We start from the raw sequence: 23,475 nt of genomic DNA on the forward strand, positions 1-23,475 counted from the left end.
GGACTGGAAATTATCACCCATCCCAAGTCCCGGATCCCCAGTCCCCTGGTCTTACGCCGTTCTCGGCTTCAGATGGCGGAACCAGCGATTTTCCAGCTTGCGAAAGCCCCACACCAGCAGGAAGGTCAGGCACATGTAGATCAGCCCCGCCGCCAGGAACGCCTCGAACGGCGAATAGTAGCGGGAGTTGACGATGCGCGCCGCGCCGGTGAGGTCGGCGATGGTGATGACCCCGGCCACCGCCGAGCCGTGCAGCATGAAGATCACTTCGTTGCTGTAGGCCGGCAGGGCGCGACGGAAGGAGTTGGGCAGAATGATCCGCCGCAACGTGGTCATCCGGCTCATGCCATAGGCATAGGCCGCTTCCACCTGCCCCTTGGGCATGGCATTGATGGCGCCGCGGATGATCTCGGCGGTGTAGGCCCCGGTATTGAGGGTAAAGGCCAGGATGGCGCAGAACCAGGCCTGGCTGAACAGTTCCCAGGCCACCGATTCCCGCAGCCAGGTCCACTGGCCGGCCCCGTAGTAGATCAAGAACAGCTGTACCAACAGGGGCGTGCCGCGGAAGAAGTAGATATAGGCCCAGGCCGGTCCCTTGAGCAGCCAGTTGTGGCTGTTGCGGCAGATGCCGGTGGGCACCGCGATCAGCAGCCCCAGCAGCAGTGACAGCGCCACCAGGAACACCGTGGTGTACAGCCCCTGCCAGTACACGTCCCATTCATTCACGATGATTGAAAAGTCCATTTATTACCTCGTCTGAATGGCGTAGTGACGTTCCGCCCACCTGAGCATGGAGGTGGACACCGCGGTGAACAGCAGGAAAATAATGGCCACCGCCATATAGAAGGTAAAAGGCAACTGGGTCGCCCCCGCCGCCAGCGACGCCTTGCGCACCATGTCGTCGAGCCCGATGATCGACACCAGGGCCGTGGTCTTGAGCAACACCAGCCAGTTGTTGCCCAACCCCGGCAGGGCGTGGCGCATCATCTGCGGAAACAGGATGCGGCGGAACACCAGGGTCGGTCTCATGCCGTAGGCCCGGGCCGCTTCCAGCTCTCCCTTGTCCACCGCCAGGATGGCGCCGCGGAAGGTTTCGGTCATGTAGGCGCCGAAAATGAAGCCGATGGTGATGATGCCCGCCATGAAGGGGCTGATCTCCACGTAGTCGGGCAGATAGCTGACCCACTGATGAGCGGGGTCGCCGCCACCAATCCAGTCGTTCAGCTTCTGATTGAGCGAGTAGAGGGAATTGTTGAGCAGTACCTGGCCGCCGAAGAAGATCAGCATCATCAGCACCAGGTCCGGAATGCCCCGGATCACCGTGGTATAGCCGGTGGCCAGCCAGCGGGCCGGCCGGAATGCAGAGAGTTTGGCCAGCGCCCCCAGCAATCCCAGGGTCACCGCCAGCAGTAATGACAACAGGGCCACCTCTATGGTCACCCAGGCCCCTTCCAGCAGGGAGCTTTCGTATCCTTTCAGATCCAGCATAACGACTTCCTATCATACCGGCCCCGAGCCGGGGCCGGTAACCGCTGATTAACCGCCGTATACGTCGTATTCGAAGTACTTGCTGTTCACTTCCTGGTATTTGCCGTTTTCACGCAGCTCCAGGATGGCCTCGTTCAGCATTTCCTTCAGCTTCTGATCCTGCTTGCGCACGGCGATACCGAAGCCTTCGCCGAACCACTGCTCGTCGGTGACCGAGGGGCCGACGAACTCGAACTGGTCGCCGCCGTCCTTGTTGAGCAGCCCTTCCTCGATGGCGGTGGCGTCCAGGAACACGTAGTCGATGCGGCCGGACTTCAGATCCAGGTAGGCTTCGTCGGCGGTGCCGTAACGCACCAGAGACACGTCCTGGCCGAAGTTGTCGGTCAGGTACTTGTCGTGGGTGGTGGCGATCTGTACGCCGACACGCTTGCCGACCAACCCTTCCTTGCTCAGCTCGAGTTCGGCCCCCTTCCTGGCGGCGAACTTGTTCGGCACCAGGGCGTATTTGCCGGTGAAGTCGACGGTGCGCTTGCGCTCCTCGGTGATCGACATGGCGGCGATGATGGCGTCGTACTTGCGGGCCAGCAGGGCGGGGATGATACCGTCCCAGTCCTGGGCCACCAGTTCGCATTTCACCTGCATCTGCTCGCACAGGGCATTGGCCATGTCCACGTCGAAGCCCTGCAACTGGCCGCTTTCATCGGTCCAGGAAAAGGGGGGATAGGCGCCTTCGATGCCGAAGCGTACGGTTTTCCAGTCCTGGGCGTGAACCGCGCCTGTAGCCAGTGCGGCCATCATGGCGCCGGCAACCAACAGTTTCTTCATAGCCTTACTCCTTGTGTAACATCCTTGGTCATTGCCTGGGTCTCAGTAAACCGAGGAAATAAATTGTTTGAACCGTTCGGAACTGGGGTTCGCAAAAATATGCTTGGGATCCCCCTGCTCTTCCACTCGTCCCTGATGCAAAAACATCACCTTGTTGGACACGTCCCGGGCGAAACTCATCTCGTGGGTCACCACTAGCATGGTCCTGCCTTCTTCCGCCAGCCCGCGCATCACTCCCAGTACCTCGCCGACCAGTTCCGGATCCAGCGCCGAGGTGGGCTCGTCGAACAGCATCACCTCGGGATCCACCGCCAGGGCCCGGGCGATGGCTGCCCGCTGCTGCTGGCCGCCGGACAGGTGGCCGGGATAGTATTCCCGCCGATCGTAGAGCCCGACCCGCTGCAGCAGGGCCTCGGCCTTCTCGATGGCTTCTTTCTTCGGCACCTTGAGCACATGCACCGGCACTTCGATGATGTTTTGCAATATGGTCATATGAGACCATAAGTTGAAACTCTGAAAGACCATCGCCAGCCGGGAACGGATCCGCTCCACCTGACGCATGCTCACCGGCTCCCGCTCGCCGGCCTTGTTGCTGCGCATTTCGATCAGTTCGCCGTGTACGCGAACCTCGCCGGCCGACGGGGTTTCGAGCAGGTTGATGCAGCGCAGGAAGGTGGATTTGCCGGATCCGGAGGAACCGATGATGGAGATGACGTCGCCGTTGCCGGCGCTTAAATCGATACCTTTCAGCACTTCCAGGGAGCCGTAATGCTTGTGCAGGCCCGACACTTCCAGGGCAGGTTTGCTCATCCGTTAGACCTTTATTCCCGATGCCGACAGGGCGGCATAACTCTTATCCATGGTTAACGACTTGTTAACCGCTGCCAGAAAATTACCATCTGTTCGGGCCAATAACAACACAATCCCCTCTACTTTGCCACGATGGTCGGTTTTTTATACGAAAATACCACCACAACACAGTATAAAATTATTCAAAAATACCGAATAAAATATCAAGGCATAACTCGCCACCTTACCTCGGAGCCGAGCAATAACACTATTCCGGCCGGCGCACCATGACGCCGGCTGCGACATTATTCATTATACCGGTCCGGAGCGGGCCGGCGGCGGCAACGGGGCACAATGGCGCGCCGGTCAACATCGATCGCGCGGAGGCCTGGCCGGCTGGCTATTACCGGCCAGGCCGTTACAATGGCGCCGTGGTAACCTTTAATGGACTCAAATAATGAACAAGAATCTGCTGCTTTCTTCCGTTTCGCTGCTGCTCGCCGCCACTCCCGCCCTGGCCGATGACTGGGGCATCACCGCCGGTGCCGACTACTGGAACACCGACACCCACGGCCGGGTGCACGGCCAGGGCGCCAGCCAACCGGGACACTATGATGACAATCACCGACTGACCGGCCACCTCCGGCTGGAGCACAGCATTCCCCTGCTGCCCAATGTCGCCCTCGAGGTGGCCGATCTGGGCAGCTCCGGCCGTTTCTTCGACAACGACCTGGACACCGTGGACACCACCTTTTACTACCAGGTGTTCGACAACGGCCTGTTCGGCATCGATCTCGGCGCCAACCTGCGCCATTACGATGGCGATATCAACGGCCGCGGCTACGACGGCACCAAGCTGATGGCCTATGCGGCCGCCGATGCGCAGGTGGTAGGCTCCGGCCTGAGCTTCTTCGGCGATGTCCGCGCCGCCGACTGGGACGATGACAGCAGCTACGACTATCGCCTGGGCGCCCGTTATGCCCTGTCCGGCCTGCCGGTCAATCTGCGCGCCGGCTGGCGCGAGTCGGTGCTGGATCTGCATCGGCTGGACGGTGTGCGCGTCGATCAAACCATAGACGGTTTCTTTGCCGGCGCCGAAGTCCAGTTCTGATCCCGCTCTGCCCCGGCCGGTGGCCGGGGTCTTTCCTGCCAACTTTCCCCCCGGTTAAATCCGATTGTTCGGCCTTGTTTTCCGGAAAGGCTCACGTATCCTGTTTGTTACCCAATAAAGCGGTACAAAATAAAGCCGTATCAATAAACTGGAAAATAATCAACATGTACTCCGGCCTGCTTATCGTCCTGCTGCCCCTGGCACTGGGTTACGGCATTCCCTGCCGCTCCCGGTCCATCATTCACTTCATCAATGTGGCCGTGGCCCGCATGGTCTATCTGATCCTGTTCCTGATGGGCATCAGCCTCGCCTTTGTCGACGACCTGAGCGTCCACCTGGGCACCATTTTTACCGTCTGCCTGGTGTTTCTCGCCTGCATCACCGTCGCCAACCTGGCCGGCCTGTGGCTGCTGGACGTCAAGCGCGGCCGGCTCGAGGGGGAACGGGGCGCTCCGGCCCTCAGCAAGTGGGCGCTGTTGCTGGATTCCGCCAAACTGTGCCTGGTGATCCTCGCGGGGGTGTTGCTCGGCCAGCTGCTCGATCCCGAGTGGTTCGCGGTGGAACGCTTAAGCGAATGGGCACTGATGCTGCTGTTGCTGCTGATCGGCATTCAGTTGCGCAACTCCGGCATGAGGCTGCGCCAGATTTTGCTCAACCGCTGGGGCCTGGCGGTGGCCCTGGTGGTGATGGTCAGCTCCTGGGGCGGGGGCCTGGCCGGCGCCTGGCTGCTGGGCATGCCGGCCAGCCAGGGGCTGGCGTTCGCCTCCGGCTATGGCTGGTATTCTCTCTCCGGGATCCTGATCAGCGATCAGCTGGGGCCGGTGCTCGGCAGCGCCGCCTTCCTCAACGACCTGGCCCGGGAGCTGGTGGCCATCCTGATCATCCCGGCGCTGATGCGCCGTCATCCCTCCTGCGCCATCGGCTACGGCGGCGCCACCGCCATGGATTTCACCCTGCCGGTGCTGCAGCGTTCCGGTGGCGTCACCGTGGTGCCGGTGGCCATCGTGTCCGGTTTTATCCTGAGCCTGGCGGGACCGGTGTTCATCCTCGGTTTCCTGTCGCTCACCGGCTGAATCGCAAACTGTAATAAAATGACATTTCTTCTGGCCGGCTCCGTTCCGGGGCCGGCCAGCGCCATCGGCGTCCGCCATTAAGTGACCCTGATCACGACGCTTTCCGCCTGTCGCGGCACCACGTTCAAAATACGCGATCCAAGTCACACAAAAAACAAGAGCTCACCTAGATGGAAATGTGATTTAAATCACAAAAAATCCTATTTTTTAAATAAGAAAATCGAAAAGTAGCAAAATTACCGTGCAACGTCGTGACAAAGATCACTTAAAAATTCCCGTCCCCCATCGAAAAAATCGATCTGCATCACAGTAACCGTCACTGCCGCTACGCCCCGCCCCGGAGGTGTTAGATTTCTTACGAGCTCAAATAGCGGGCGGTCATGCCGCCTACCGACAATGGAACTGACATCGCACCAGGCGGGGTTGTTTATGTTATCCCAGAACAGCAAAATCAAGATTCAGAACTTCGGACGCTTCCTGTCCAACATGGTGATGCCCAATATCGGCGCCTTTATCGCCTGGGGCTTTATCACCGCCCTCTTCATTCCCACCGGCTGGTTGCCCAACGAAACCCTGGCTACCATGGTCGGCCCCATGATCACCTACCTGCTGCCGCTGCTGATCGGCTACACCGGCGGCAAGCTGGTGGGCGGCGACCGGGGCGCAGTGGTGGGCGCCATCACCACCATGGGGGTCATCGTCGGTACCGACATCCCCATGTTCATGGGCGCCATGATCGTCGGCCCCGCCGGCGGCTGGGCCATCAAGCACTTCGACAAGGCCATCGAGGGCAAGGTCAAGAGCGGCTTCGAGATGCTGGTCAACAACTTCTCCGCCGGCATCATCGGCATGCTCTGCGCCATCGTCGCCTACCTGCTGATCGGCCCCTTCGTCAAGCTGATGTCCGCGGCCCTGGCCGCCGGTGTCGGCTTCCTGGTGGACGCCGGTCTGCTGCCGCTGACCTCCATCTTCGTGGAAGTGGCCAAGATCCTGTTCCTCAACAACGCCATCAACCACGGCATCTTCACCCCGCTCGGCATCCAGCAGGCCAGCGAATTCGGCCAGTCCATCTTCTTCCTGATCGAAGCCAACCCGGGTCCGGGCATGGGCGTGCTGCTGGCCTACATGTTCTTCGGCCGCGGCAACGCCAAGCAGTCCGCCGCCGGAGCCTCCATCATCCACTTCTTCGGCGGCATCCACGAAATCTACTTCCCCTACGTGCTGATGAACCCGCGCCTGATCCTGGCGGTCATCGCCGGCGGCATGACCGGGGTGTTCACCCTGACCCTGTTCAACGCCGGCCTGCAGGCTCCGGCCTCTCCCGGCTCCATCTTCGCGGTGATGCTGATGACCCCCCGCGGCGCCCACGTCGGGGTGATCCTGGCGGTGCTGGCCTCGATGACGGTGTCCTTCGTGGTCGCCTCCCTGCTGCTGAAAACACAGCGCCAGGCCGACACCGGCGGCGACGAACTGGAAGCCGCCGCCGCCAAGGTTCAGGCGATGAAGGCCGAAAGCAAGGGTCAGTCCGGCGGCACCATCACCAAGGATCCGGCCGCGGTACGCAAGATCATCGTGGCCTGCGACGCGGGCATGGGTTCCAGCGCCATGGCGGCGAGCATGCTGGCCAAGAAAGTAACGGCGGCGGGGCTCGGCATCTCGGTCAGCAACCTGGCCATCAACAACCTGGACGACAGCGTCGATATCGTGCTCACCCACAAGGATCTGACCGACCGGGCCCGTCGCCACGCGCCCCAGGCCGAGCATATCTCGCTCACCAACTTCCTCGACGGCTCCCTCTACGACAGTCTGGTCGCCCGGCTGAGCAAGGGTCGCGCCCAGGCTGCCGAACCGGCCCCGGCCACTGCTCCGGTTGCCGATCCGGTTGCCGCCGCCGAGGCCGGCGCGGATGACAAGGCCCCCTTCCGGCTGCAGGCGGACAACATCCACCTGGGGCTGAGCGCCACCAGCAAGGAAGACGCCATCCGCTTCGCCGGTGAACAACTGGTGAAAGGCGGCTACGTGGAGCCTTCTTATGTCGACGCCATGCTGGCCCGGGAGCAACTGACCTCCACCTACCTGGGCGAGTCCATCGCCGTGCCCCACGGCACCAGCGACGCCAAGGACGCGGTGAAAAAGACCGGGGTCATCGTCTGCCAGTACCCGCAGGGAGTGAAGTTCGGCGATGACGAGGACGACATCGCCAGGCTGGTGATCGCCATCGCCGCCCGCAACAACGAGCATCTCGACGTGATCGCCGCCATCACCGGCGCCCTCGACGACGACACCGTTATCGCCAGGCTGACCAGCACCCAGAGCGTGGAAGAAGTATTGAAAGTGCTTAATCCGGCCTGAGCCTGGACCCGTTTATGATTATCGGGGCCGGATAACGGCCCCCTGTTACACAAGGTGACCCCATGACAACCGCCATTCATTTCGGCGCCGGCAATATCGGCCGCGGCTTTATCGGCAAACTACTGGCCGACGCCGGCATCCACGTGACCTTCGCCGACGTCAACCCGCAACTGGTAGAGGCCCTGAGCAGCCGCCACAGCTACCCGGTGCACATCGTCGGCCAGGAAGTGTGCACCGACACCGTCACCGGCGTCGACGCCGTCGACTCCCGCCGCCCCGAGTTGCTGGAGCTGATTGCCGGCACCGATCTCATCACCACCGCCGTGGGCCCGACCGTGCTCACCCTGATCGCCAGCACCCTGGCCCAGGGCCTGCAACGGCGCTTCGAACAGGGCAACCGCTCCCCGCTCAACATCATCGCCTGCGAAAACCAGGTGCGCGGCACCAGCTTCCTCAAGGAAGAAGTGCTCAAGCATCTGGACCCGCGTTACCTGCCCGAGCTCGAGCAGCAGGTCGGCTTCGTCGACTCGGCGGTGGACCGCATCGTGCCGCCGTCCACCGACGCCTCGGACCCGCTGGCGGTCACCGTCGAGACCTTCAGCGAATGGATAGTGGACCAGACCCAGTTCCGGGGCGACATTCCCGCCATCCCCGGCATGGAGCCCACCGACAACCTGATGGCCTTTGTCGAACGCAAGCTGTTCACCCTCAACACCGGCCACATCATCACCGCCTACCTGGGCGCCCTGGCGGGCTACCACACCATCGGCGAGGCCATCCAGGACCCGGCGATCCGGGGGCAGGTCAGGGCCGCCATGGGGGAAAGCGGCGCCGTGCTGATCCGCCGCTACGGCTTCGACGAAGCGCAGCACCAGGCCTATATCGAGAAGATCCTCGGCCGCTTCGCCAACCCCCACCTGGTGGACGAGATCGACCGGGTCGGCCGCCAGCCCATCCGCAAACTGGGCCCCGGCGACCGGCTGATCAAGCCCCTGCTCGGCACCCTGGAATATGGCATCGACAACGCAAATCTGTTAAAAGGCATTGCAGCCGCCTTCTGCTACCGCAACGAGGACGATCCCCAGGCAGTGGAATTGCAGCAGCGGCTGGCGACGGAGGGGCTGAAGGCCACCCTGGCCCACTACACCGGGCTGGATGCCGACAGCGATGTTGCCGAGAAAATAGCAGCCCGGTACCGGCAGCTCCGGCACTGAAGACACCATGACGCAGTATGAGCCAGGACCCATGATCAGCCACGAGCAAGAAGCCGAGATATTTGAACGCCTCAACCGGGCGCCGTCCGCCCGGGGCTTTGTCATCGCCATGGTGGAGGTGTTCGACGACATGCTCGATCAACTGATCCAGAAGGTGTTTCGCAAGGACGACTACGCGGTCAAGTTCGCGGTCGAACCCCTGCTCGGCACCATGGGGCCGCTGGCGGATCTGACGGTCCGGCTCAAACTGATCTACGGCCTCGGCATCATTTCCCAGCAGCTGTACCAGGACATCGACCGGCTGCTCCGGCTGCGCGACTTCCTCAACAGCCAGGGCCAGGAATACCGGCTCACCGACCCGGAAATCGCCGAGCCGCTCAAGGCCCTGCACATGGTGGCCGCCATGGAGGTGCAGCCCTTCTCCGTGCCGGTCGCCGCCACCGACCTGGAGCCGGCGTTGCTACAGATGCAACAATTGCGCCAGGAGCAGGTGATCCGCTCCGCGCTGGCGCTGGCGGTGGCCGGCGCCTGCAGCGAAATGATGCGCAACAACCCGCTTTTTGCCGGCTGACGGCGCCAAAAATCCCCCGCCGATCCCCTATTGCCCCTTGCACCTTTGCGCTCAATCAGTATTGTGAATAAGGTTTTCGGTTATTCACTTCCAAAGTAAAGGACACTTGATGATGAAAAAAGTAGGTCTGGTCGGCTGGCGTGGCATGGTCGGCTCCGTTCTGATGAGCCGCATGGTGGAAGAAGGCGATTTCGCCCGTATCGACCCGGTGTTTTTCACCACTTCCCAGGCCGGCCAGCCTGCCCCCGACTTCGGTAAAGACGCCGGCACCCTGCAGGATGCCTTCGATATCGACGCCCTCAAGGCCCTCGACGTGGTGCTCACCTGCCAGGGCGGCGACTACACCAAGGAAGTCTATCCCAAGCTGCGTGCCGCCGGCTGGAACGGCTACTGGATCGACGCCGCCTCCGCCCTGCGCATGGACGACAGCGCGCTGATCGTGCTGGATCCGGTGAACGGCAAGCAAATTCGCCAGGCGCTGGAAAGCGGCGTCAAGACCTTCGTCGGCGGCAACTGTACCGTCAGCCTGATGCTGATGGCGCTGGGCGGCCTGTTCGAGCAGAATCTGGTGGAGTGGGTCTCCGTGTCCACCTACCAGGCCGCGTCCGGCGGCGGTGCCCGCCATATGCGCGAGCTGGTAACCCAGATGGGGATGCTGCGTGACGAAGTGGCCGCCGAGCTGGCCGATCCGGGCTCCGCCATCCTGGAGCTGGAGCGCAAGGTCACCGAGAAGACCCGCAGCGGCGACCTGCCGGTGGACAACTTCGGCGTGCCCCTGGCCGGCAGCCTGATCCCCTGGATCGACGTGCAGCTCGAAAACGGCCAGAGCCGGGAAGAGTGGAAGGGCCAGGCCGAGACCAACAAGATACTGCAAACCCAGGCCGCCATTCCGGTGGACGGCCTGTGCGTGCGTATCGGCGCCCTGCGCTGCCACAGCCAGGCCTTCACCATCAAGCTGAAGAAAGACATCGCCATCCCCGAGATCGAGCAGCTGCTGGCCAGCCACAACGACTGGGTCAAGGTGATCCCCAACGACCGCCAGCTGTCGATGGAAGAACTGACCCCGGCCGCCGTGACCGGCACCCTCACCGTGCCGGTGGGCCGCCTGCGCAAGCTGAACATGGGCCCTGAGTACCTGTCCGCCTTTACCGTCGGCGACCAGCTGCTGTGGGGCGCCGCCGAGCCCCTGCGCCGCATGCTGCACCTGCTGCCCTAAGCGTTCTCCCGGTTATGTGTGAACAACGCCCGCCCCTCGGCGGGCGTTTTCTTTGTGCTCTCGGCTGGCCGCAACGCCGATCCCAAAAATCCGTCATGCTCGCAAAGGCGGGCATCCAGGAGCAACCAGCACAGGCCTTGCTCCTGGCCGGGTTTGATGGACTCCCGCCTTCGGGAGTGACAAGGGATAAATTCGCGGGAGCGACCAGAGGTCATTCGCGTGGGCCGACGCCGCTACGATTTCCTCCTTCCCACTTGTTCAAATTATCGCCTCGGGTTAGGATCGGCCCCCTTTTTTGCCGATCACGCCCGAGGACACCATGAAAACCTTTATCCCCAGCAAAGACGCCGCCCTGGAAGACTCCATCGACTACTTCCAGCGCCAGCTCCGGTCCCTGGGGTTCGACATCGAAGAGGCCTCCTGGCTGAACCCGGTGCCCAACGTCTGGTCGGTACATATCCGTGACAGGGACTGCCCGCTGTGCTTCACCAACGGCAAGGGCGCCAGCCAGAAGGCGGCCCTGGCCTCGGCCCTGGGTGAATACTTCGAGCGGCTGGCCACCAACTACTTCTTCGCCGACTTCTACCTGGGCCGGGACATCGCCGGGGGCGACTTCGTGCACTACCCCAACGAGAAGTGGTTCCCGCTGCCCCAGGACAATACCCTGCCCGCCGGCCTGCTCGACGACTTTACCCGCGGCTTTTACGATCCCGACGGTGAGCTGACCGCCGAGCAACTGGTCGATCTGCAATCGGGCAACGAGGAGCGCGGCATCTGCGCCCTGCCCTTCGAGCGCCAGGGCGACAATGAAACCGTCTACATCCCGATGAACATCGTCGGCAACCTCTACGTCTCCAACGGCATGAGCGCCGGCAACACCAAGACCGAAGCCCGCACCCAGGGGCTGTCGGAAGTGTTCGAGCGCCATATCAAGAACCGCATCATCAGTGAGCGCATCAGCCTGCCGAGCATCCCCGCCGAGGTGATGGCCCGCTACCCGCACATCCAGGCGTCCATCGCGGCGCTGGAAGCGGAAGGCTTCCCCATCCACGCCTTCGACGCCTCGCTGGGCGGCCGCTACCCGGTGATCTGCGTGGTGCTGTTCAACCCGGCCAACAGCACCTGCTTCGCCTCCTTCGGCGCCCATCCGCGTTTTGAAGTGGCGCTGGAGCGCACCGTCACCGAGCTGCTGCAGGGCCGCAGTCTGAAGGATCTGGACGTGTTCGTGCCGCCTTCCTTCGACGACGACGAAGTGGCCGACCACCACAATCTGGAAACCCACTTCATCGACTCTTCCGGCCTGATCAGCTGGGATCTGTTCAAGGACCAGGCCGATTACGCCTTTGCCGACTGGGACTTCAGCGGCACGTCCGAACAGGAATTCAACCACCTGATGGCGGTATTCAACGAGCTGGAGCAGCCGGTGTACATCGCCGACTACGAGCACCTGGGCGTGTACGCCTGCCGTATCCTGGTGCCCGGCATGTCCGACATTTACCCGGTGGAAGACCTGGAGCTGGCCAACAACAACATGGGGGCCCACTTGCGCGCCACCCTGCTGAGCCTGCCCACCAGCGACGCCGACGGCGAGCAGCTGATGGGCCTGTACGAGCTGCTGGAAGAGGAAGGACTGGACGACTTTACCCGGGTGCGGGAACTGATCGGCATCGCCCCCAACAAGGGCACCGCCTGGCACACCCTGCGGGTGGGCGAACTCAAGTGCATGCTGGCCCTGGCCGCCGGCGAGCTGGAAACCGCCCTGGACTACGCCGACTGGACCCTGAGCTTCAACGCCTCGGTGTTTACCGAAGAACGCCACCGCTACTACCGCTGCCTCAAGGCCTCGCTGGAGCTGCACCTGGACGAACACCGCGAGCCGGCGCAATACCGGGCCGCCTTCGACAGCATGTTCGGCGCCGGCACCGTGGCCCAGGCCTGGCAACAGGTAGCGGGCGAAGCCCGTTTCCACGGCCTGACCGCCGCCGACGAAAGCCTGGCGGACTTCGCCGCCCACCAGGCGCTGCTGGCCACCTACGAAAAACTGCAGAAGGCCAAGCGCGCCGCCAGCTGGAAGTAAAAACCGGGGACTGGGGATTCGGGACTGGGTAGCCCGGCTTCACCGGGCAAACCGCCGGAGCTTGACGTCTGAATCGTGCCTTCGGAGCGCGGGCAGCCTGCCCGCATCTTGGCGCGAAGCGGCAACCTTAAACCCTCGCTTCAATCAGGCAATGCTGGCGCCTTCGGCGCCATTGCAGGCGAGCCGCCTGCGCTCCGATACACAAAAGTCCCGGGCCTTGGCCCGGGACTTTTGCTTTTACACCGCTGGGAAACCGGAACTGTCTGATCCCCAGTCCTCAGTCCCCGTTCCCCAATCCCTACGACTTCTGCTTGTCCTTGAGGATCTCCTTCAGCCCGGCGGCGTCGATGGCGCCGGGGATCAGGGTGCCGTCGGGGAACACCAGCGCCGGGGTGCCGTTCAGCCCCAGGTTGCGGAACAGGGCCATGTTCTGGGTCAGCTTGTCGGCGATCTCCTTGCTGTTTGCTTTTTCCTGCAAGGCCTTGGCGTCCAGCCCCGCCTTGTCGGCGATGGTCGCCAGGGTTGCCGTCTGTACCCGCTGCTGGCTCATCAGCGCCTGGTGCAGCTCTTCGTACTGCCGGGGCGCCTCCCGGGCGGCGGCCAGGGCCAGGCGGGCGGCCTGCACCGAATCCGGCCCCAGGATGCCGATGTCCTTGACGATCACCTTCAGTTCCGGCTCGCTGTTCAGCACCTCTTTCAGGCTCTCGTTCATCCGGCGGCAGTAAGGGCAGTTGTAGTCGGTGAAATACACCATCTCGATTTTGCCCTCGGGGTTGCCCATGATACCGTCGGTGGTGCTGGCGAACAGCTGCCCCGACTGCTGCTTCAGTTGATCCGCGAACTGCTGCTGCTGGGCCAGCTTGTCTTTCTCTTCCAGCTTGATGATGGCTTCGCGCAGGATTTCCGGCTGCTCGAGCAGGGTTTCCCGTACCAGTTGCTGGAACTCTTCCCGGCTCATCTCGGCCTGGGCGGCGGGCAACAAACCCAGGGCCAATACCGGCATCATGGTTTTCAGTACTCTATGCTTCATCGGATTCTCGCTTCGGGTTGCTTTGGAGCAGACTAACAGACCGGCTCGGCCACCAACAGTCCCCATCGTCACTTGTTGATCAGGTAGTCCCTGTCATAAAAGGTACGGACCCATTGGGGCCGGAACACCACCAGCAGGGTGATGGCCATGCCGTTGAGCAGCGCCTCCGGGAACAACAGCAGCGGCAATATGCTCAGGTAGTCGTCGACCACCACCTGCCAGGGGTACTGGCCGGACCAGGTCACGTAACCGGCAAAGGCCAGGGTCTTCACCGCCATGGTCAGGGCGGCGTTGAAGAAGCCGGCCACGAAGATATAGACGAACAGGTGCCGGTACAGGTAGCTGTAGCTGAGCAGGAACACGAAGTAGCTGGCGCTGATCGGCAGTATCCCCCCCAGCAGCAGGTTGGCGCCGAATTCATGCCAGGGCTCGATCCCGAACCAGGTCACCAACAGCAGGCTGAGCAGGGCCATCAGCTGGCTCAGCCGCCAGCCCAGCATCAGCGCCAGGGTGGTCAGACCGAGAAAGTGGACCTCCAGCCCGTCCCGGATGCCGGCCTGCAGCATCCACAACGGCACCAGGGCGATGGCCGCCCCGAAGCACAGATGCTGGCGCGACTTGTCCGCCAGCCATGCCTGCCAGTCCAGGCTCCGGGCCGCCGCCAGCAGCACCAGGGCACTCAAAAACAACCACATCGCTCCCCGCTCCCTCACTGCACGAAAGATGCCCGGCAACGGCGCCGGGCGTCAGGCATTTCATGCTACCACAAGCGCGGCGGCGACGGCGCCCATCCCCGGCCGGGGCCTGTTGTCTGGAAATCCGGAACAAAACCACCGCGCATTCCTGAATCCCGGAATCGCCAGAAACTCACACTTAGTAAAATCAATTAGTTACCAACAAAAACACTTCATTAACAGCTGGCATCAAAACTGCAACCTTATCGCTGCACACCCATAACCAAGGAAGCTAACCAATGAAGGTCATCAAACATTGTCTGCTCGGCGCCACCCTGGCCCTTTCCACCACCGCCACCCAGGCCAGCGAGTTCATCAACGTGCTCACCGGCGGCACCAGTGGCGTCTACTACCCGCTCGGCGTGGCCATCTCCCAGCTTTATGGTGAACACATCCCCGATGCCAAGGTACAGGTGCAGGCGACCCGCGCCTCGGTGGAAAACCTGACCCTGCTGGACCGGGGACGGGGCGAGATCGGTTTCGCCCTGGCCGACAGCGTGGCCGACGCCTGGAACGGCGAAGAGGAAGCCGGCTTCAAGACGCCGCTGAAAAAACTGCGGGCGGTGGGTGCCACCTACTCCAACTACATCCAGATCGTGGCCCGGGCCGACAGTGGCATCAGCAGCCTGGAGGATCTGAAAGGCAAGCGCATCTCGGTCGGCGCTCCCCGCTCCGGCACCGAGCTCAACGCCCGCGCCATCTTCAAGGCCGCCGGCCTGAGCTACGACGACTTCTCCCGCACCGAATACCTGCCCTTCGGTGAGTCGGTGGAGCTGATGAAGAACCGCCAGCTGGACGCCACCCTGCAGTCCGCCGGCCTCGGCATGGCCGCCTTCCGGGATCTGGCCTCTCACGCCCCGGTGGTGTTCATCCCCATCCCCGAGGAGCTGGTGGCCAACATCGGCAACGACGCCTACCGTACCGGGGTGATCCCCGCCGGCACCTATACCGGCCAGGACGCGGACGTGCCCACCGTCAGCATCAGCAACCTGCTGGTCACCCACGAGGAGGTCTCCGACGACACCGCCTACCAGATGGCCAGACAGGTCTATGAAAACCTGCCCGCCCTGCGCAACGCCCACAGCGCCGCCAACGGCATCGACCCCGAACTGGCGGTGGCAGGCCTGCCGCTGCCGCTGCATCCGGGCGCCGAGCGTTACTTCAAGGAAAAGGGCCTGCTGAACTGAGGACCGGGCCACGGGCGAACCGTCCGTGGCCCATCAACGACCAACCGAGATCAAACACAAGACAGGGCCGCAGTCGGCCACCGAATAACCAGCAGCCAGGCCGCGGAACGACGGTACCGGCTGAGGAGTGATGATGAACAGTGCCAATACCCGGCCCCACGCGCTGATATTCTACGGCGCCCTGGCCTTTTCGATCTTCCAGATAGTGACCGCCGCCTTCAGTCCGCTGTCCACCACCGTGGTGCGGGCCATCCACGTCGGCTTTCTGCTGTTCCTGGTGTACCAGCTTCACGGCGCCCGGGGCCAGCACCTGTCCCGCCCCTCGGTCTGGGGCATGCTGCTGGGCGCACTCGCCCTGCTGTTCGCCTTCTACCACTGGTGGTTCGAGGCGGACCTCATCTATCGCGCCGGCGACATGAACCAGGCCGACTGGATCATCGGCGGCGTCACCCTGGTGATGGTGTTCGACGCCGCCCGCCGGCTGATGGGCTGGGCGCTGCCGCTGATCTGCCTGGCCTTCGTGGCCTACGCCCTGTTCGGCCAGCACCTGCCCGAAGCGCTGATGCACCGGGGCTACGGCCTGGATCAGGTGGTGTCGCAGCTGGCCTTCAGCACCGAGGGCATCTACGGCACCCCCACCTATGTGTCCTCCAGCTACATCTTCCTGTTCATCCTGTTCGGTGCCTTCCTCGAGCAGGCCGGCATGCTCAAGCTGTTCAACGACGTGGCCATCGGCTCGGTGGGCCACACCCGCGGCGGCCCGGCCAAAGTGTCGGTGCTGTCCTCCGGCATGATGGGCACCATCAACGGCTCCGGCGTGGCCAACGTGGTCAGCACCGGCCAGTTCACCATACCGCTGATGAAGAAGTTCGGTTACAAGGCCGACTTCGCCGGGGCGGTGGAAGCCACCAGCTCCATGGGCGGCCAGATCATGCCGCCGGTGATGGGCGCCGTGGCCTTTATCATGGCCGAGACCATCAACGTGCCCTATGTGGAGATCACCAAGGCGGCGCTGATCCCCGCCGTGCTCTACTTCTTCACCGTGTTCCTGATGGTGCACCTGGAAGCGGGCCGCGCCGGCCTGCACGGCCTGCCCAAGGACCAGTGTCCCCAGCCGATGGCCGCGCTCAGACAACGCTGGTACCTGCTGCTGCCGCTGGTGGCGCTGGTGGTGATGCTGTTCTCCGGCTTCACCCCGCTGTTCGCGGGCATGATGGGCCTGGCGCTCACCGTGGTGCTGATCATGGGCAACGGCGTCGCCAAACACCTGGGCGCCAGGGGGCTGCGCTACGCCTTCTGGATAGGGCTGGGCCTGGCCTGTGCCACCTTCAACCAGTTCGGCATCACCGCCATCTTCGTGGTGGTGGCGGTGCTCGCCGTGCTGTTGCTGGCCAAACGCGAGCAGGGCATCCTGTCCACCGTGGTGAACGCGCTTTACCAGGGCGCCCTGCACGCCCTGCCGGTGGGCGTGGCCTGCGCCCTGGTGGGGGTGATCATCGGGGTCATCTCACTCACCGGGGCCGCCACCATCGTCGCCGGCTACATCATCCAGCTGGGCGAGCACAGCCTGCTGCTGTCCCTGGCGCTGACCATGCTCACCTGCCTGGTGCTGGGCATGGGCATCCCCACCATCCCCAACTACATCATCACCAGCTCCATCGCCGCCCCGGCGCTGCTGGAGCTGGGCGTGCCGCTGATCGTGTCGCACATGTTCGTGTTCTACTTCGGCATCATGGCGGATCTGACCCCGCCGGTGGCCCTGGCCGCCTTCGCCGCCTCGCCCATCGCCAAGGCATCGGGGCTGCGCATCGGCATCCGCTCGCTGCAGATCGCCATCGCCGGCTTCGTGGTGCCCTACATGGCGGTGTACGCCCCCGAGCTGATGCTGCAGGGCGACGCGGGCCTGGCCGCCACCGTCTTCGTGGTGTTCAAGGCGCTGCTGGCGGTGTCCCTGTGGGGCATGGGCGCCATCGGTTACTGGCTGAGCCCCTTCGCCTGGTGGGAGCGGTTGACTGCCGTGGCCGCCGCCGCCCTGCTGGTGTTCTCGCTGCCACTGACCGACGAGCTCGGCCTGGGCCTGGCCGCCCTGCTGCTGGGGCGCCACTGGTGGCAATACAAGCGCCAGCGGGCGCTGGCCGTGGCCTGATGATCTGCCTGGCCACCGCCTCCGCCACCCTGATACTGCTGACCGGCAGCATCGGCCTGAGCTGGGATCATTCGGTGGAGAAAATCCGCTGGAGCGAGCACTACCGGGTCGAAGGCGACCGGCTGCGGCTGGTGGAGGCCAGCGTACGGGGCTCGGGGGCCGGCATGGAGCCGCCGCCCGAGGCCCGGCTGGAGGGCGGCGCCTGGCGCTGGCGGCCGGGGCTGCTGCTGACCGAAGTGCAGCTTGCCAGCTCCGAATTTACCGGCGATTATACCCTCTGCCAAGATTCCGGCCTGTGCCGCCCGCTCGGCCACTGGCTGCCGGCCGGGCAGGCCGTCACCCTCAGCGCCTGTGACTCAGCGGAGGTCAACTGAATACCCCCTCACTCGGCAAGCGGCTGCTCTGGCTGCTCGGCATCATGTTGTTCGCCCTGCTGCTGGCCTGGATCTGGCACGGCAGCTGGCAACGCCAGGCGGTGGAGCAGGAGCTCCGGGCCCAGCAGCAGCTGCTGGTGTACCGGGCGGCGCTGGAATCGGAAATCGCCCGCTTCGAGAACATTCCCCGCGCCCTGCGCTCCCATCCGGTACTGACTCGCGCCCTGGCTTCGCCCGACGATGTCGAGGCCGTACAGCAGGCCAACCGGCTGCTGGCGCAACTGGCGGCGGACACCGGGGTGGAGGCGCTCTACATGATGGACGAGCGGGGAGATACCCTGGCCGCCAGCAACTGGGATCAGCCCCATTCCTTTATCGGCCAGAACTACCGCTTCCGCCCCTACTTCACCGACGCCCTCGAAGGCAGCTTCGGCGAATTCTACGGGGTGGGCGCCACCACCGGCATCCCCGGCTACTTCTTCGGCCTGAGGCTGGGGCGGGAGCACGGCGCCCAGGGGGTGCTGGCCACCAAGATCACCCTGCTGGAGCTGGAGCGGAGCTGGCAGCCGGCCCAGGACCTGGTGATGGTGGTGGACCCGGACCAGGTGATCGCCCTGGCCTCCCGCAGCGAGCTCAAGTTCAACACCCTGATCCCTCTGAGCCCGCCCGCCCGACAACGGCTGGAGCGCACCCGCCAGTATATCCCCATGCCGCTGCAACCCCTGGCGGTGAGCCGCAAGGGCGGGCAACTGGTCTGGCAGGAACATCGTTACCTGGTCAGCGAGCTGATGCTGCCCCGCTTGCGCTGGCGCCTGCAGCTGTGGTGGCCGAGCCGGCCGCTGTACACCACCGCCAACCTGGTCACCGCCGCCGCCGGGCTCGGCATCGTCGCCTTCACCCTGCTGCTGCTGTACTGGCGCCAGCGCCGTCGCTATGTGCAGGCCCAGCTCAGGGCCAAGGGCGAGCTGGAGCGCAAGGTGATGGCGCGCACCGCCGCCCTGGCCGCCTCCAACCGCCAGCTGGAGCGACAGGTGCAGGAGCGCTTCCAGGCCGAGGCCCGGCTCAGATCCATGCAGCACGAACTGATCCAGGTCAACCGGCTGGCGGCCCTCGGCCAGATGGCGGCCAGCGTGGCCCACGAGGTCAACCAGCCGCTCACCGCGCTCAGGAACCAGTCGGTCAACACCCTGCTGCTGGCCCAGCGCGGCCACACCGAGCAGGTGGAGCAGAGCCTGCAGACCATGGGCCGGCTGGTGGATCGTATCGCCCGCCTCAGCGCCCAGCTCAAGCTGTTCGCCGCCACCCGCCGCAAGACCCGCGGCCGGGCCCGGCTGGACGAAGCGCTGGACAATGTGCTGAGCTGGCTCGGCTCCCGCTTCGAGGAGCAGGACGTCCGGCTCCACCGCCCGCCGGGGGAGATAGTGCTGCCCATGGAGCTGCACGCCCTGGAGCAGGTGCTGGCCAACCTGCTCGGCAACAGCCTGGATGCCCTGGCAGGGCGCCCCGAGGCCACCATCATCATCGACGCCGAGGCACGGCAGCTCCGGCTGTGGGACAATGGCCCCGGCATCGCGCCCGAGCTGATCGACAAGGTCACCGAACCCTTCTTCTCCACCAAGCAGGCGGGGCAAGGGCTGGGGCTTGGCCTGGCGATAGTGAGGGACCTGGTGGAAGCCAGCGACGGCCGGCTGGAGATCGCCGTCACCGCCGAAGGTGGCGCCCGCTTTACCCTGAGCTGGAGAGAGAATGAACAACCCCGAGATTGAAATCTGGCTGGTCGAGGACGACGAGGACGTGCGCCAGACCCTGCTGCAGACCCTGCAGCTGTCCGATATCCGGGCGCGCGGCTTCGCCCGGGCCGAGCAGGCCTTGCAGGCGCTGCCCCCGCAAGCGCCGGTGGTGGTGCTGTCCGACGTGCGCATGCCGGGCATGGACGGCCTGGCCCTGCTGCAGCAGCTGCAGCAGCGCGATCCCGAGCTGCCGGTATTGCTGCTCACCGGCCACGGCGACATTCCCATGGCGGTAGCCGCCATGCGCCTGGGCGCCCAGGACTTCTTCGAAAAGCCCTACCAGCCCGAGCAGTTGCTGCACAGCCTGCGCCGGGCCATGGACAAGCGGGCGCTGGTGCTGGAAAACCGGCAACTGAAACAGCAGCTGGCCGCCAGTCACGGCCCCGGCCTGCTGCTCGGCCACAGCCCGCAGATCGAGCTGCTGCGCCGGCAGATCGACAACATCGCCGACACCAGCGCCAGCGTGCTGATCCTGGGCGACACCGGCACCGGCAAGGAGATGGTGGCGCGCAGCCTGCACCAGGGCAGCGGCCGCAAGGGCCATTTCGTGGCGGTCAACTGCACCGCCCTGCCCGAGTCGATCTTCGAGAGCGAGATGTTCGGCGCCGAGCCCGGCGCCTTCACCGGGGTCACCAAGCGCCGCATCGGCAAGATAGAGCACGCCGACGGCGGCACCCTGTTCCTCGACGAAATCGAGGGCATGCCGCTCAACCTGCAGGCCAAGCTGCTGCGGGTGCTGCAGGAGTCGGTGCTGGAACGGCTCGGCGGCAACAAGCTGATCGAGGTGGACGCCCGGGTGGTGGCCGCCACCAAGATCGATCTGCAAACCGCCGGCGAGGCCGGGCTGTTCAGATCCGATCTCTATTTCCGGCTCAACGTGGTCACCCTGCAGATACCGCCCCTGCGCGAGCGGCGGGAGGACATTCCGTTGCTGTTCCTGCACTTCGTGGAGCAGGCCCGGGAGCAGTACAACCGGGAAGCCCCACCGCCCGGCGGCGAACTGATGCAGCAGTTGCTCACCCGCGACTGGCCGGGCAACGTGCGCGAGCTGCGCCATTATGCGGAGCAGTACGTATTGGGGGTACTGCCGGCCCCGCCACCGGCGGAGCCGCGCCAGAGCCTGCCCCAGCAACTGGCGCAACGGGAGCAGCAGCTGATCCGGGCGGCGATGAGCCAGGCCGACGGCAACGTGGCGCTGGCGGCCGAGCAACTGGGGATACCACGCAAGACCCTGTACGACAAGCTGGCCAAGTACAAGCATCAGGACGGGCCCTGATACAGCAGCTCGATACACTGGCCCCGGGCCCGGGGCGGCATCAGGTCCGCCAGGGTGTGCTGATCCAGCACCGCCAGGAACTGCTTCAGCGCCAGGCCGAAGATCTGCCGGCCCCGGCAGGCCGGCGCTATCACGCAGTGATGGCGGGATTCGAAGCAATCGGTCAGCTTCATGTCCGGCTCCAGCTCCCGCACCAGGGTGCCGATCACTATCTGCTCCGGTGAACGCAGCAGGTACAGGCCGCCACCCTTGCCCCTGATGGTGGTGACGTAACCCCGCTGGTGCAGATCCTGGATCACCTTGCGCAGATGGTGATGGGACACCCTGAAATGACCGGCAATCTCCACTGCGGTACAGCGCCGCTGGCGGTGCAGGTTCAGATAAATCAGCACGCGCAACGCATAATCGGTATAGTGGGTAAGATGCATATGGATACTCCCGGATCGGTGCTACCGGCGGGTTCCGGCCGGCACGACGTCATCCTGTGCCATCGGGTCCGGGCGGCCGTTGATCTGGATCAGCAATAAGTTGCTTTTTATTTATAACTTAAAACTTGACCCGGCACGGTCGTGACGCGCTTTTTTGGCTAGAATTAAGGCGCTTCACATCATCAAAATCGGCCTGCCGGCCAGATGACAGGTGGATCGATGCCGCTGCACAGCAAATCCCGCTGGCTCCCCCAGGACAGCTTTTCATTCGGTGCCATCACCTTGCTGTTACTGGCGGTGGCCCTGTTCAGCTGGTTTACCAGCCAGCACTGGATCAACCAGCGTATCCTCACCCAGTTGCAGGAGCTGCAGCAACAAAGCTACCTGGTCGCCGCCACCGCCACCCAGGATCTGCAACAGGGTTCCGGCCAGATCAGCGACATCGCCCAGACCCTGGCCAGCCTGTCGAGCACCCGCCAGTTTCTGCAAAATCCCCGGCAACCCGACGCCCTGCAGGCGGATCTCGACCGGTTCGGCGAACGCTTTCGCCTCAACGGCATCTGGCTGATCGACCCGCAGGGACAGGTACTGGCGCAAAGCCCGGCCGGGCTGGCGCTGCCCTCGTTCAACCCGGCCAACGGAGCGCGGCAGGCGGAGCAACATGGCCAGCCCCTGCGCCGCTTCGTGTTCGAACCCGGCCGCCGGCAGGCCACCTTTTACTACGCCGCTCCGGTCATGCAGGGTGACCGGCCGGCGGCCAGCGTGCTGATCAGGGCCGATGTGCAGGGCATCAGCCGCCAGGCCTTTCGTATCGAGCTGCTGGTCACCGATGCCAATGGCATCATCTCGCTGGCGGACAATCCCGACTGGCTGCTGCACACCCTGCCCGAACGCCACCTCCGCTCCGCTCCGCCTCCGTCCGGGACCATGCCCCTGCCCATCACCATGAGCCCGCTGCTGCCCCAGGTGCTGCTGCTGGGGCCCCAGAAAGCCCCGGTGCTGCTGGCCACGCACCGGACCACGGAGAGGGACTACCAGGTGCACGCCATGGCCAATGCGGAGCACATTTACCAGCTGGCCAAGGAGCAGGATCGGCTGGCCGCCATCGTCACCCTGGCGGCGACCGGCTCGCTGTGGGGCGGACTGCTGACCCTGCTGACCTTCAAGCGCGACCGGCGCCACCGGCTGACGGTCAGCCGGGCCAACAACGAGCTGGTGCGCCTGAACCAGCAGCTCAAGCAGATGGCCACCACCGACTTCCTCACCCACTGCCCCAACCGGCGGGCGGGCGAAACCCGGCTGCAGTTCGAGCTGGCCAACCTGCTGCGCCATCACCAGCCGTTCTGCATCGTGATGCTGGATATCGATCACTTCAAGCACATCAACGATCAGTACGGCCACGACACCGGCGATCAGGTCTTGCGCCATTTCGCCAAGGTCAGCCGGGACACCATAAGGGATACGGATTTTCTGGCCCGGATCGGGGGCGAGGAGTTCCTGCTGATCCTGCCGCAGACCACCCGGCAACAGGGGATGGCGCTGGTACAGCGGCTGCTCGACAATATCGCCGGCACCCCCCTGTATCTGGCCGACAAGACCGTCGGCTACACCTTCAGCGGCGGCCTGACCCAGGGGCGGGAGGAGGACGGTATCAACGATCTGCTGGCCCGGGCCGACCGGGCACTGTATCAGGCCAAGGAAAGCGGCCGCTGCCGTATCTGTGTCGAGTGAGGACTCGTGCCGCTTGCCAACACCACACAGACGGCGCGGGACTTGCAAGTGGTAACAGGGATG

The 23,475-nt window shown here is 64.1% G+C and carries 20 protein-coding genes; 13 read left to right on the forward strand and 7 right to left on the reverse strand.

Translation table 11 applies throughout. The features are described from left to right. Positions 1–51: 51 nt before the first annotated feature. From C7H85_RS06620 to C7H85_RS06635, 4 genes are read right to left on the reverse strand one after another with little or no spacing between them, the layout of a single operon-like run. On the reverse strand, positions 52–744 hold the full coding sequence (locus tag C7H85_RS06620; RefSeq protein ID WP_106728925.1) for an ABC transporter permease: 693 nt from the start codon (positions 742–744) through the stop codon (positions 52–54). Positions 745–747: 3 nt separating this feature from the next. Beyond that, complete coding sequence (locus C7H85_RS06625) at positions 748–1,488, reverse strand: ABC transporter permease (protein WP_106728926.1); 741 nt, start codon at positions 1,486–1,488, stop codon at positions 748–750. A 48-nt stretch (positions 1,489–1,536) separates the two neighbouring features. After that, complete coding sequence (locus C7H85_RS06630) at positions 1,537–2,313, reverse strand: ABC transporter substrate-binding protein (protein ID WP_106728927.1); 777 nt, start codon at positions 2,311–2,313, stop codon at positions 1,537–1,539. 42 nt (positions 2,314–2,355) lie between these two features. After that, positions 2,356–3,123, reverse strand: a complete 768-nt coding sequence (locus tag C7H85_RS06635; protein ID WP_106728928.1) for an ABC transporter ATP-binding protein — start codon at positions 3,121–3,123, stop codon at positions 2,356–2,358. A gap of 436 nt (positions 3,124–3,559) precedes the next feature. Between C7H85_RS06635 and C7H85_RS06640 the strand changes: the two genes are divergently transcribed. The 7 genes from C7H85_RS06640 (at position 3,560) to ycaO (ending at position 12,716) form a co-directional block, all read left to right on the forward strand. Next, positions 3,560–4,213, forward strand: a complete 654-nt coding sequence (locus C7H85_RS06640) for a TIGR04219 family outer membrane beta-barrel protein (RefSeq protein ID WP_106728929.1) — start codon at positions 3,560–3,562, stop codon at positions 4,211–4,213. 164 nt (positions 4,214–4,377) lie between these two features. Then, positions 4,378–5,286 carry a LysO family transporter gene (locus C7H85_RS06645; protein WP_106728930.1) on the forward strand — a complete coding sequence of 303 codons (909 nt, stop codon included), beginning with the start codon at positions 4,378–4,380 and terminating at the stop codon, positions 5,284–5,286. A gap of 429 nt (positions 5,287–5,715) precedes the next feature. Further along, positions 5,716–7,638, forward strand: coding sequence for a PTS mannitol transporter subunit IICBA (locus C7H85_RS06650; protein WP_106728931.1), 1,923 nt, complete (start codon positions 5,716–5,718; stop codon positions 7,636–7,638). A 62-nt stretch (positions 7,639–7,700) separates the two neighbouring features. Next, on the forward strand, positions 7,701–8,852 hold the full coding sequence (locus C7H85_RS06655) for a mannitol-1-phosphate 5-dehydrogenase (RefSeq protein ID WP_106728932.1): 1,152 nt from the start codon (positions 7,701–7,703) through the stop codon (positions 8,850–8,852). 7 nt (positions 8,853–8,859) lie between these two features. Continuing rightward, entirely contained in the window at positions 8,860–9,423 is a 564-nt protein-coding gene (locus C7H85_RS06660; RefSeq protein ID WP_210433585.1) for an MltR family transcriptional regulator, read from the forward strand. 112 nt (positions 9,424–9,535) lie between these two features. Beyond that, on the forward strand, positions 9,536–10,639 hold the full coding sequence (gene asd, locus C7H85_RS06665) for an aspartate-semialdehyde dehydrogenase (protein WP_106729387.1): 1,104 nt from the start codon (positions 9,536–9,538) through the stop codon (positions 10,637–10,639). A 319-nt stretch (positions 10,640–10,958) separates the two neighbouring features. After that, complete coding sequence (gene ycaO / locus C7H85_RS06670; protein WP_106728934.1) at positions 10,959–12,716, forward strand: 30S ribosomal protein S12 methylthiotransferase accessory factor YcaO; 1,758 nt, start codon at positions 10,959–10,961, stop codon at positions 12,714–12,716. A 298-nt stretch (positions 12,717–13,014) separates the two neighbouring features. Here the strand turns inward: ycaO and C7H85_RS06675 are convergent, their stop codons facing one another. Next, positions 13,015–13,746 (reverse strand): DsbA family protein, encoded by a 732-nt coding sequence (locus tag C7H85_RS06675; protein ID WP_106728935.1) that lies wholly within the window; start codon positions 13,744–13,746, stop codon positions 13,015–13,017. A 68-nt stretch (positions 13,747–13,814) separates the two neighbouring features. Beyond that, positions 13,815–14,441 carry an energy-coupling factor ABC transporter permease gene (locus tag C7H85_RS06680; RefSeq protein ID WP_106728936.1) on the reverse strand — a complete coding sequence of 209 codons (627 nt, stop codon included), beginning with the start codon at positions 14,439–14,441 and terminating at the stop codon, positions 13,815–13,817. Positions 14,442–14,719: 278 nt separating this feature from the next. Here C7H85_RS06680 and C7H85_RS06685 point away from each other — a divergent pair, with 278 nt between their 5' ends. The 5 genes from C7H85_RS06685 (at position 14,720) to C7H85_RS06705 (ending at position 21,253) form a co-directional block, all read left to right on the forward strand. Then, the gene (locus tag C7H85_RS06685; RefSeq protein ID WP_106728937.1) at positions 14,720–15,667 is read left to right on the forward strand and encodes a TAXI family TRAP transporter solute-binding subunit; all 948 of its coding nucleotides are present in this window, start codon (positions 14,720–14,722) and stop codon (positions 15,665–15,667) included. Between the two features lie 133 nt (positions 15,668–15,800). Beyond that, positions 15,801–17,813 carry a TRAP transporter permease gene (locus C7H85_RS06690; RefSeq protein ID WP_106728938.1) on the forward strand — a complete coding sequence of 671 codons (2,013 nt, stop codon included), beginning with the start codon at positions 15,801–15,803 and terminating at the stop codon, positions 17,811–17,813. After that, positions 17,813–18,187 (forward strand): DUF1850 domain-containing protein, encoded by a 375-nt coding sequence (locus tag C7H85_RS06695; protein WP_106728939.1) that lies wholly within the window; start codon positions 17,813–17,815, stop codon positions 18,185–18,187. Before C7H85_RS06690 ends, C7H85_RS06695 begins: the two co-directional genes overlap by 1 nt. 44 nt (positions 18,188–18,231) lie before the next feature. Next, on the forward strand, positions 18,232–19,953 hold the full coding sequence (locus C7H85_RS20240; RefSeq protein ID WP_106728940.1) for an ATP-binding protein: 1,722 nt from the start codon (positions 18,232–18,234) through the stop codon (positions 19,951–19,953). Beyond that, complete coding sequence (locus C7H85_RS06705) at positions 19,934–21,253, forward strand: sigma-54-dependent transcriptional regulator (RefSeq protein ID WP_106728941.1); 1,320 nt, start codon at positions 19,934–19,936, stop codon at positions 21,251–21,253. The genes C7H85_RS20240 and C7H85_RS06705 overlap by 20 nt, the downstream gene beginning before the upstream one ends. Here the strand turns inward: C7H85_RS06705 and C7H85_RS06710 are convergent. Beyond that, on the reverse strand, positions 21,238–21,681 hold the full coding sequence (locus C7H85_RS06710; protein ID WP_106728942.1) for an RrF2 family transcriptional regulator: 444 nt from the start codon (positions 21,679–21,681) through the stop codon (positions 21,238–21,240). The two genes, C7H85_RS06705 and C7H85_RS06710, sit on opposite strands and share 16 nt — an antisense overlap. Before the next feature lie 219 nt (positions 21,682–21,900). On the opposite strand from C7H85_RS06710, the gene C7H85_RS06715 reads away from it, so the two are divergent. Beyond that, entirely contained in the window at positions 21,901–23,412 is a 1,512-nt protein-coding gene (locus C7H85_RS06715) for a sensor domain-containing diguanylate cyclase (RefSeq protein WP_158260069.1), read from the forward strand. Positions 23,413–23,475 lie beyond the last annotated feature (63 nt).

This window comes from Zobellella endophytica (assembly GCF_003012775.1).
GTDB lineage: Bacteria > Pseudomonadota > Gammaproteobacteria > Enterobacterales > Aeromonadaceae > Oceanimonas > Oceanimonas endophytica.

What these genes read in the sequence shown, in the direction of transcription:
- C7H85_RS06635 (WP_106728928.1), bottom strand. Translation starts at nt 3,123, where the DNA reads ATGAGCAAACCTGCCCTGGAAGTGTCGGGCCTGCACAAGCATTACGGC.
- C7H85_RS06620 (WP_106728925.1), bottom strand. Translation starts at nt 744, where the DNA reads ATGGACTTTTCAATCATCGTGAATGAATGGGACGTGTACTGGCAGGGG.
- C7H85_RS06645 (WP_106728930.1), top strand. Translation starts at nt 4,378, where the DNA reads ATGTACTCCGGCCTGCTTATCGTCCTGCTGCCCCTGGCACTGGGTTAC.
- C7H85_RS06695 (WP_106728939.1), top strand. Translation starts at nt 17,813, where the DNA reads ATGATCTGCCTGGCCACCGCCTCCGCCACCCTGATACTGCTGACCGGC.
- C7H85_RS06650 (WP_106728931.1), top strand. Translation starts at nt 5,716, where the DNA reads ATGTTATCCCAGAACAGCAAAATCAAGATTCAGAACTTCGGACGCTTC.
- C7H85_RS06715 (WP_158260069.1), top strand. Translation starts at nt 21,901, where the DNA reads ATGCCGCTGCACAGCAAATCCCGCTGGCTCCCCCAGGACAGCTTTTCA.
- C7H85_RS06660 (WP_210433585.1), top strand. Translation starts at nt 8,860, where the DNA reads ATGACGCAGTATGAGCCAGGACCCATGATCAGCCACGAGCAAGAAGCC.
- C7H85_RS06625 (WP_106728926.1), bottom strand. Translation starts at nt 1,488, where the DNA reads ATGCTGGATCTGAAAGGATACGAAAGCTCCCTGCTGGAAGGGGCCTGG.
- C7H85_RS06655 (WP_106728932.1), top strand. Translation starts at nt 7,701, where the DNA reads ATGACAACCGCCATTCATTTCGGCGCCGGCAATATCGGCCGCGGCTTT.
- C7H85_RS06705 (WP_106728941.1), top strand. Translation starts at nt 19,934, where the DNA reads ATGAACAACCCCGAGATTGAAATCTGGCTGGTCGAGGACGACGAGGAC.
- asd (WP_106729387.1), top strand. Translation starts at nt 9,536, where the DNA reads ATGAAAAAAGTAGGTCTGGTCGGCTGGCGTGGCATGGTCGGCTCCGTT.
- C7H85_RS06675 (WP_106728935.1), bottom strand. Translation starts at nt 13,746, where the DNA reads ATGAAGCATAGAGTACTGAAAACCATGATGCCGGTATTGGCCCTGGGT.
- C7H85_RS06710 (WP_106728942.1), bottom strand. Translation starts at nt 21,681, where the DNA reads ATGCATCTTACCCACTATACCGATTATGCGTTGCGCGTGCTGATTTAT.
- C7H85_RS06685 (WP_106728937.1), top strand. Translation starts at nt 14,720, where the DNA reads ATGAAGGTCATCAAACATTGTCTGCTCGGCGCCACCCTGGCCCTTTCC.
- C7H85_RS06640 (WP_106728929.1), top strand. Translation starts at nt 3,560, where the DNA reads ATGAACAAGAATCTGCTGCTTTCTTCCGTTTCGCTGCTGCTCGCCGCC.
- C7H85_RS06680 (WP_106728936.1), bottom strand. Translation starts at nt 14,441, where the DNA reads ATGTGGTTGTTTTTGAGTGCCCTGGTGCTGCTGGCGGCGGCCCGGAGC.
- ycaO (WP_106728934.1), top strand. Translation starts at nt 10,959, where the DNA reads ATGAAAACCTTTATCCCCAGCAAAGACGCCGCCCTGGAAGACTCCATC.
- C7H85_RS20240 (WP_106728940.1), top strand. Translation starts at nt 18,232, where the DNA reads ATGTTGTTCGCCCTGCTGCTGGCCTGGATCTGGCACGGCAGCTGGCAA.
- C7H85_RS06690 (WP_106728938.1), top strand. Translation starts at nt 15,801, where the DNA reads ATGAACAGTGCCAATACCCGGCCCCACGCGCTGATATTCTACGGCGCC.
- C7H85_RS06630 (WP_106728927.1), bottom strand. Translation starts at nt 2,313, where the DNA reads ATGAAGAAACTGTTGGTTGCCGGCGCCATGATGGCCGCACTGGCTACA.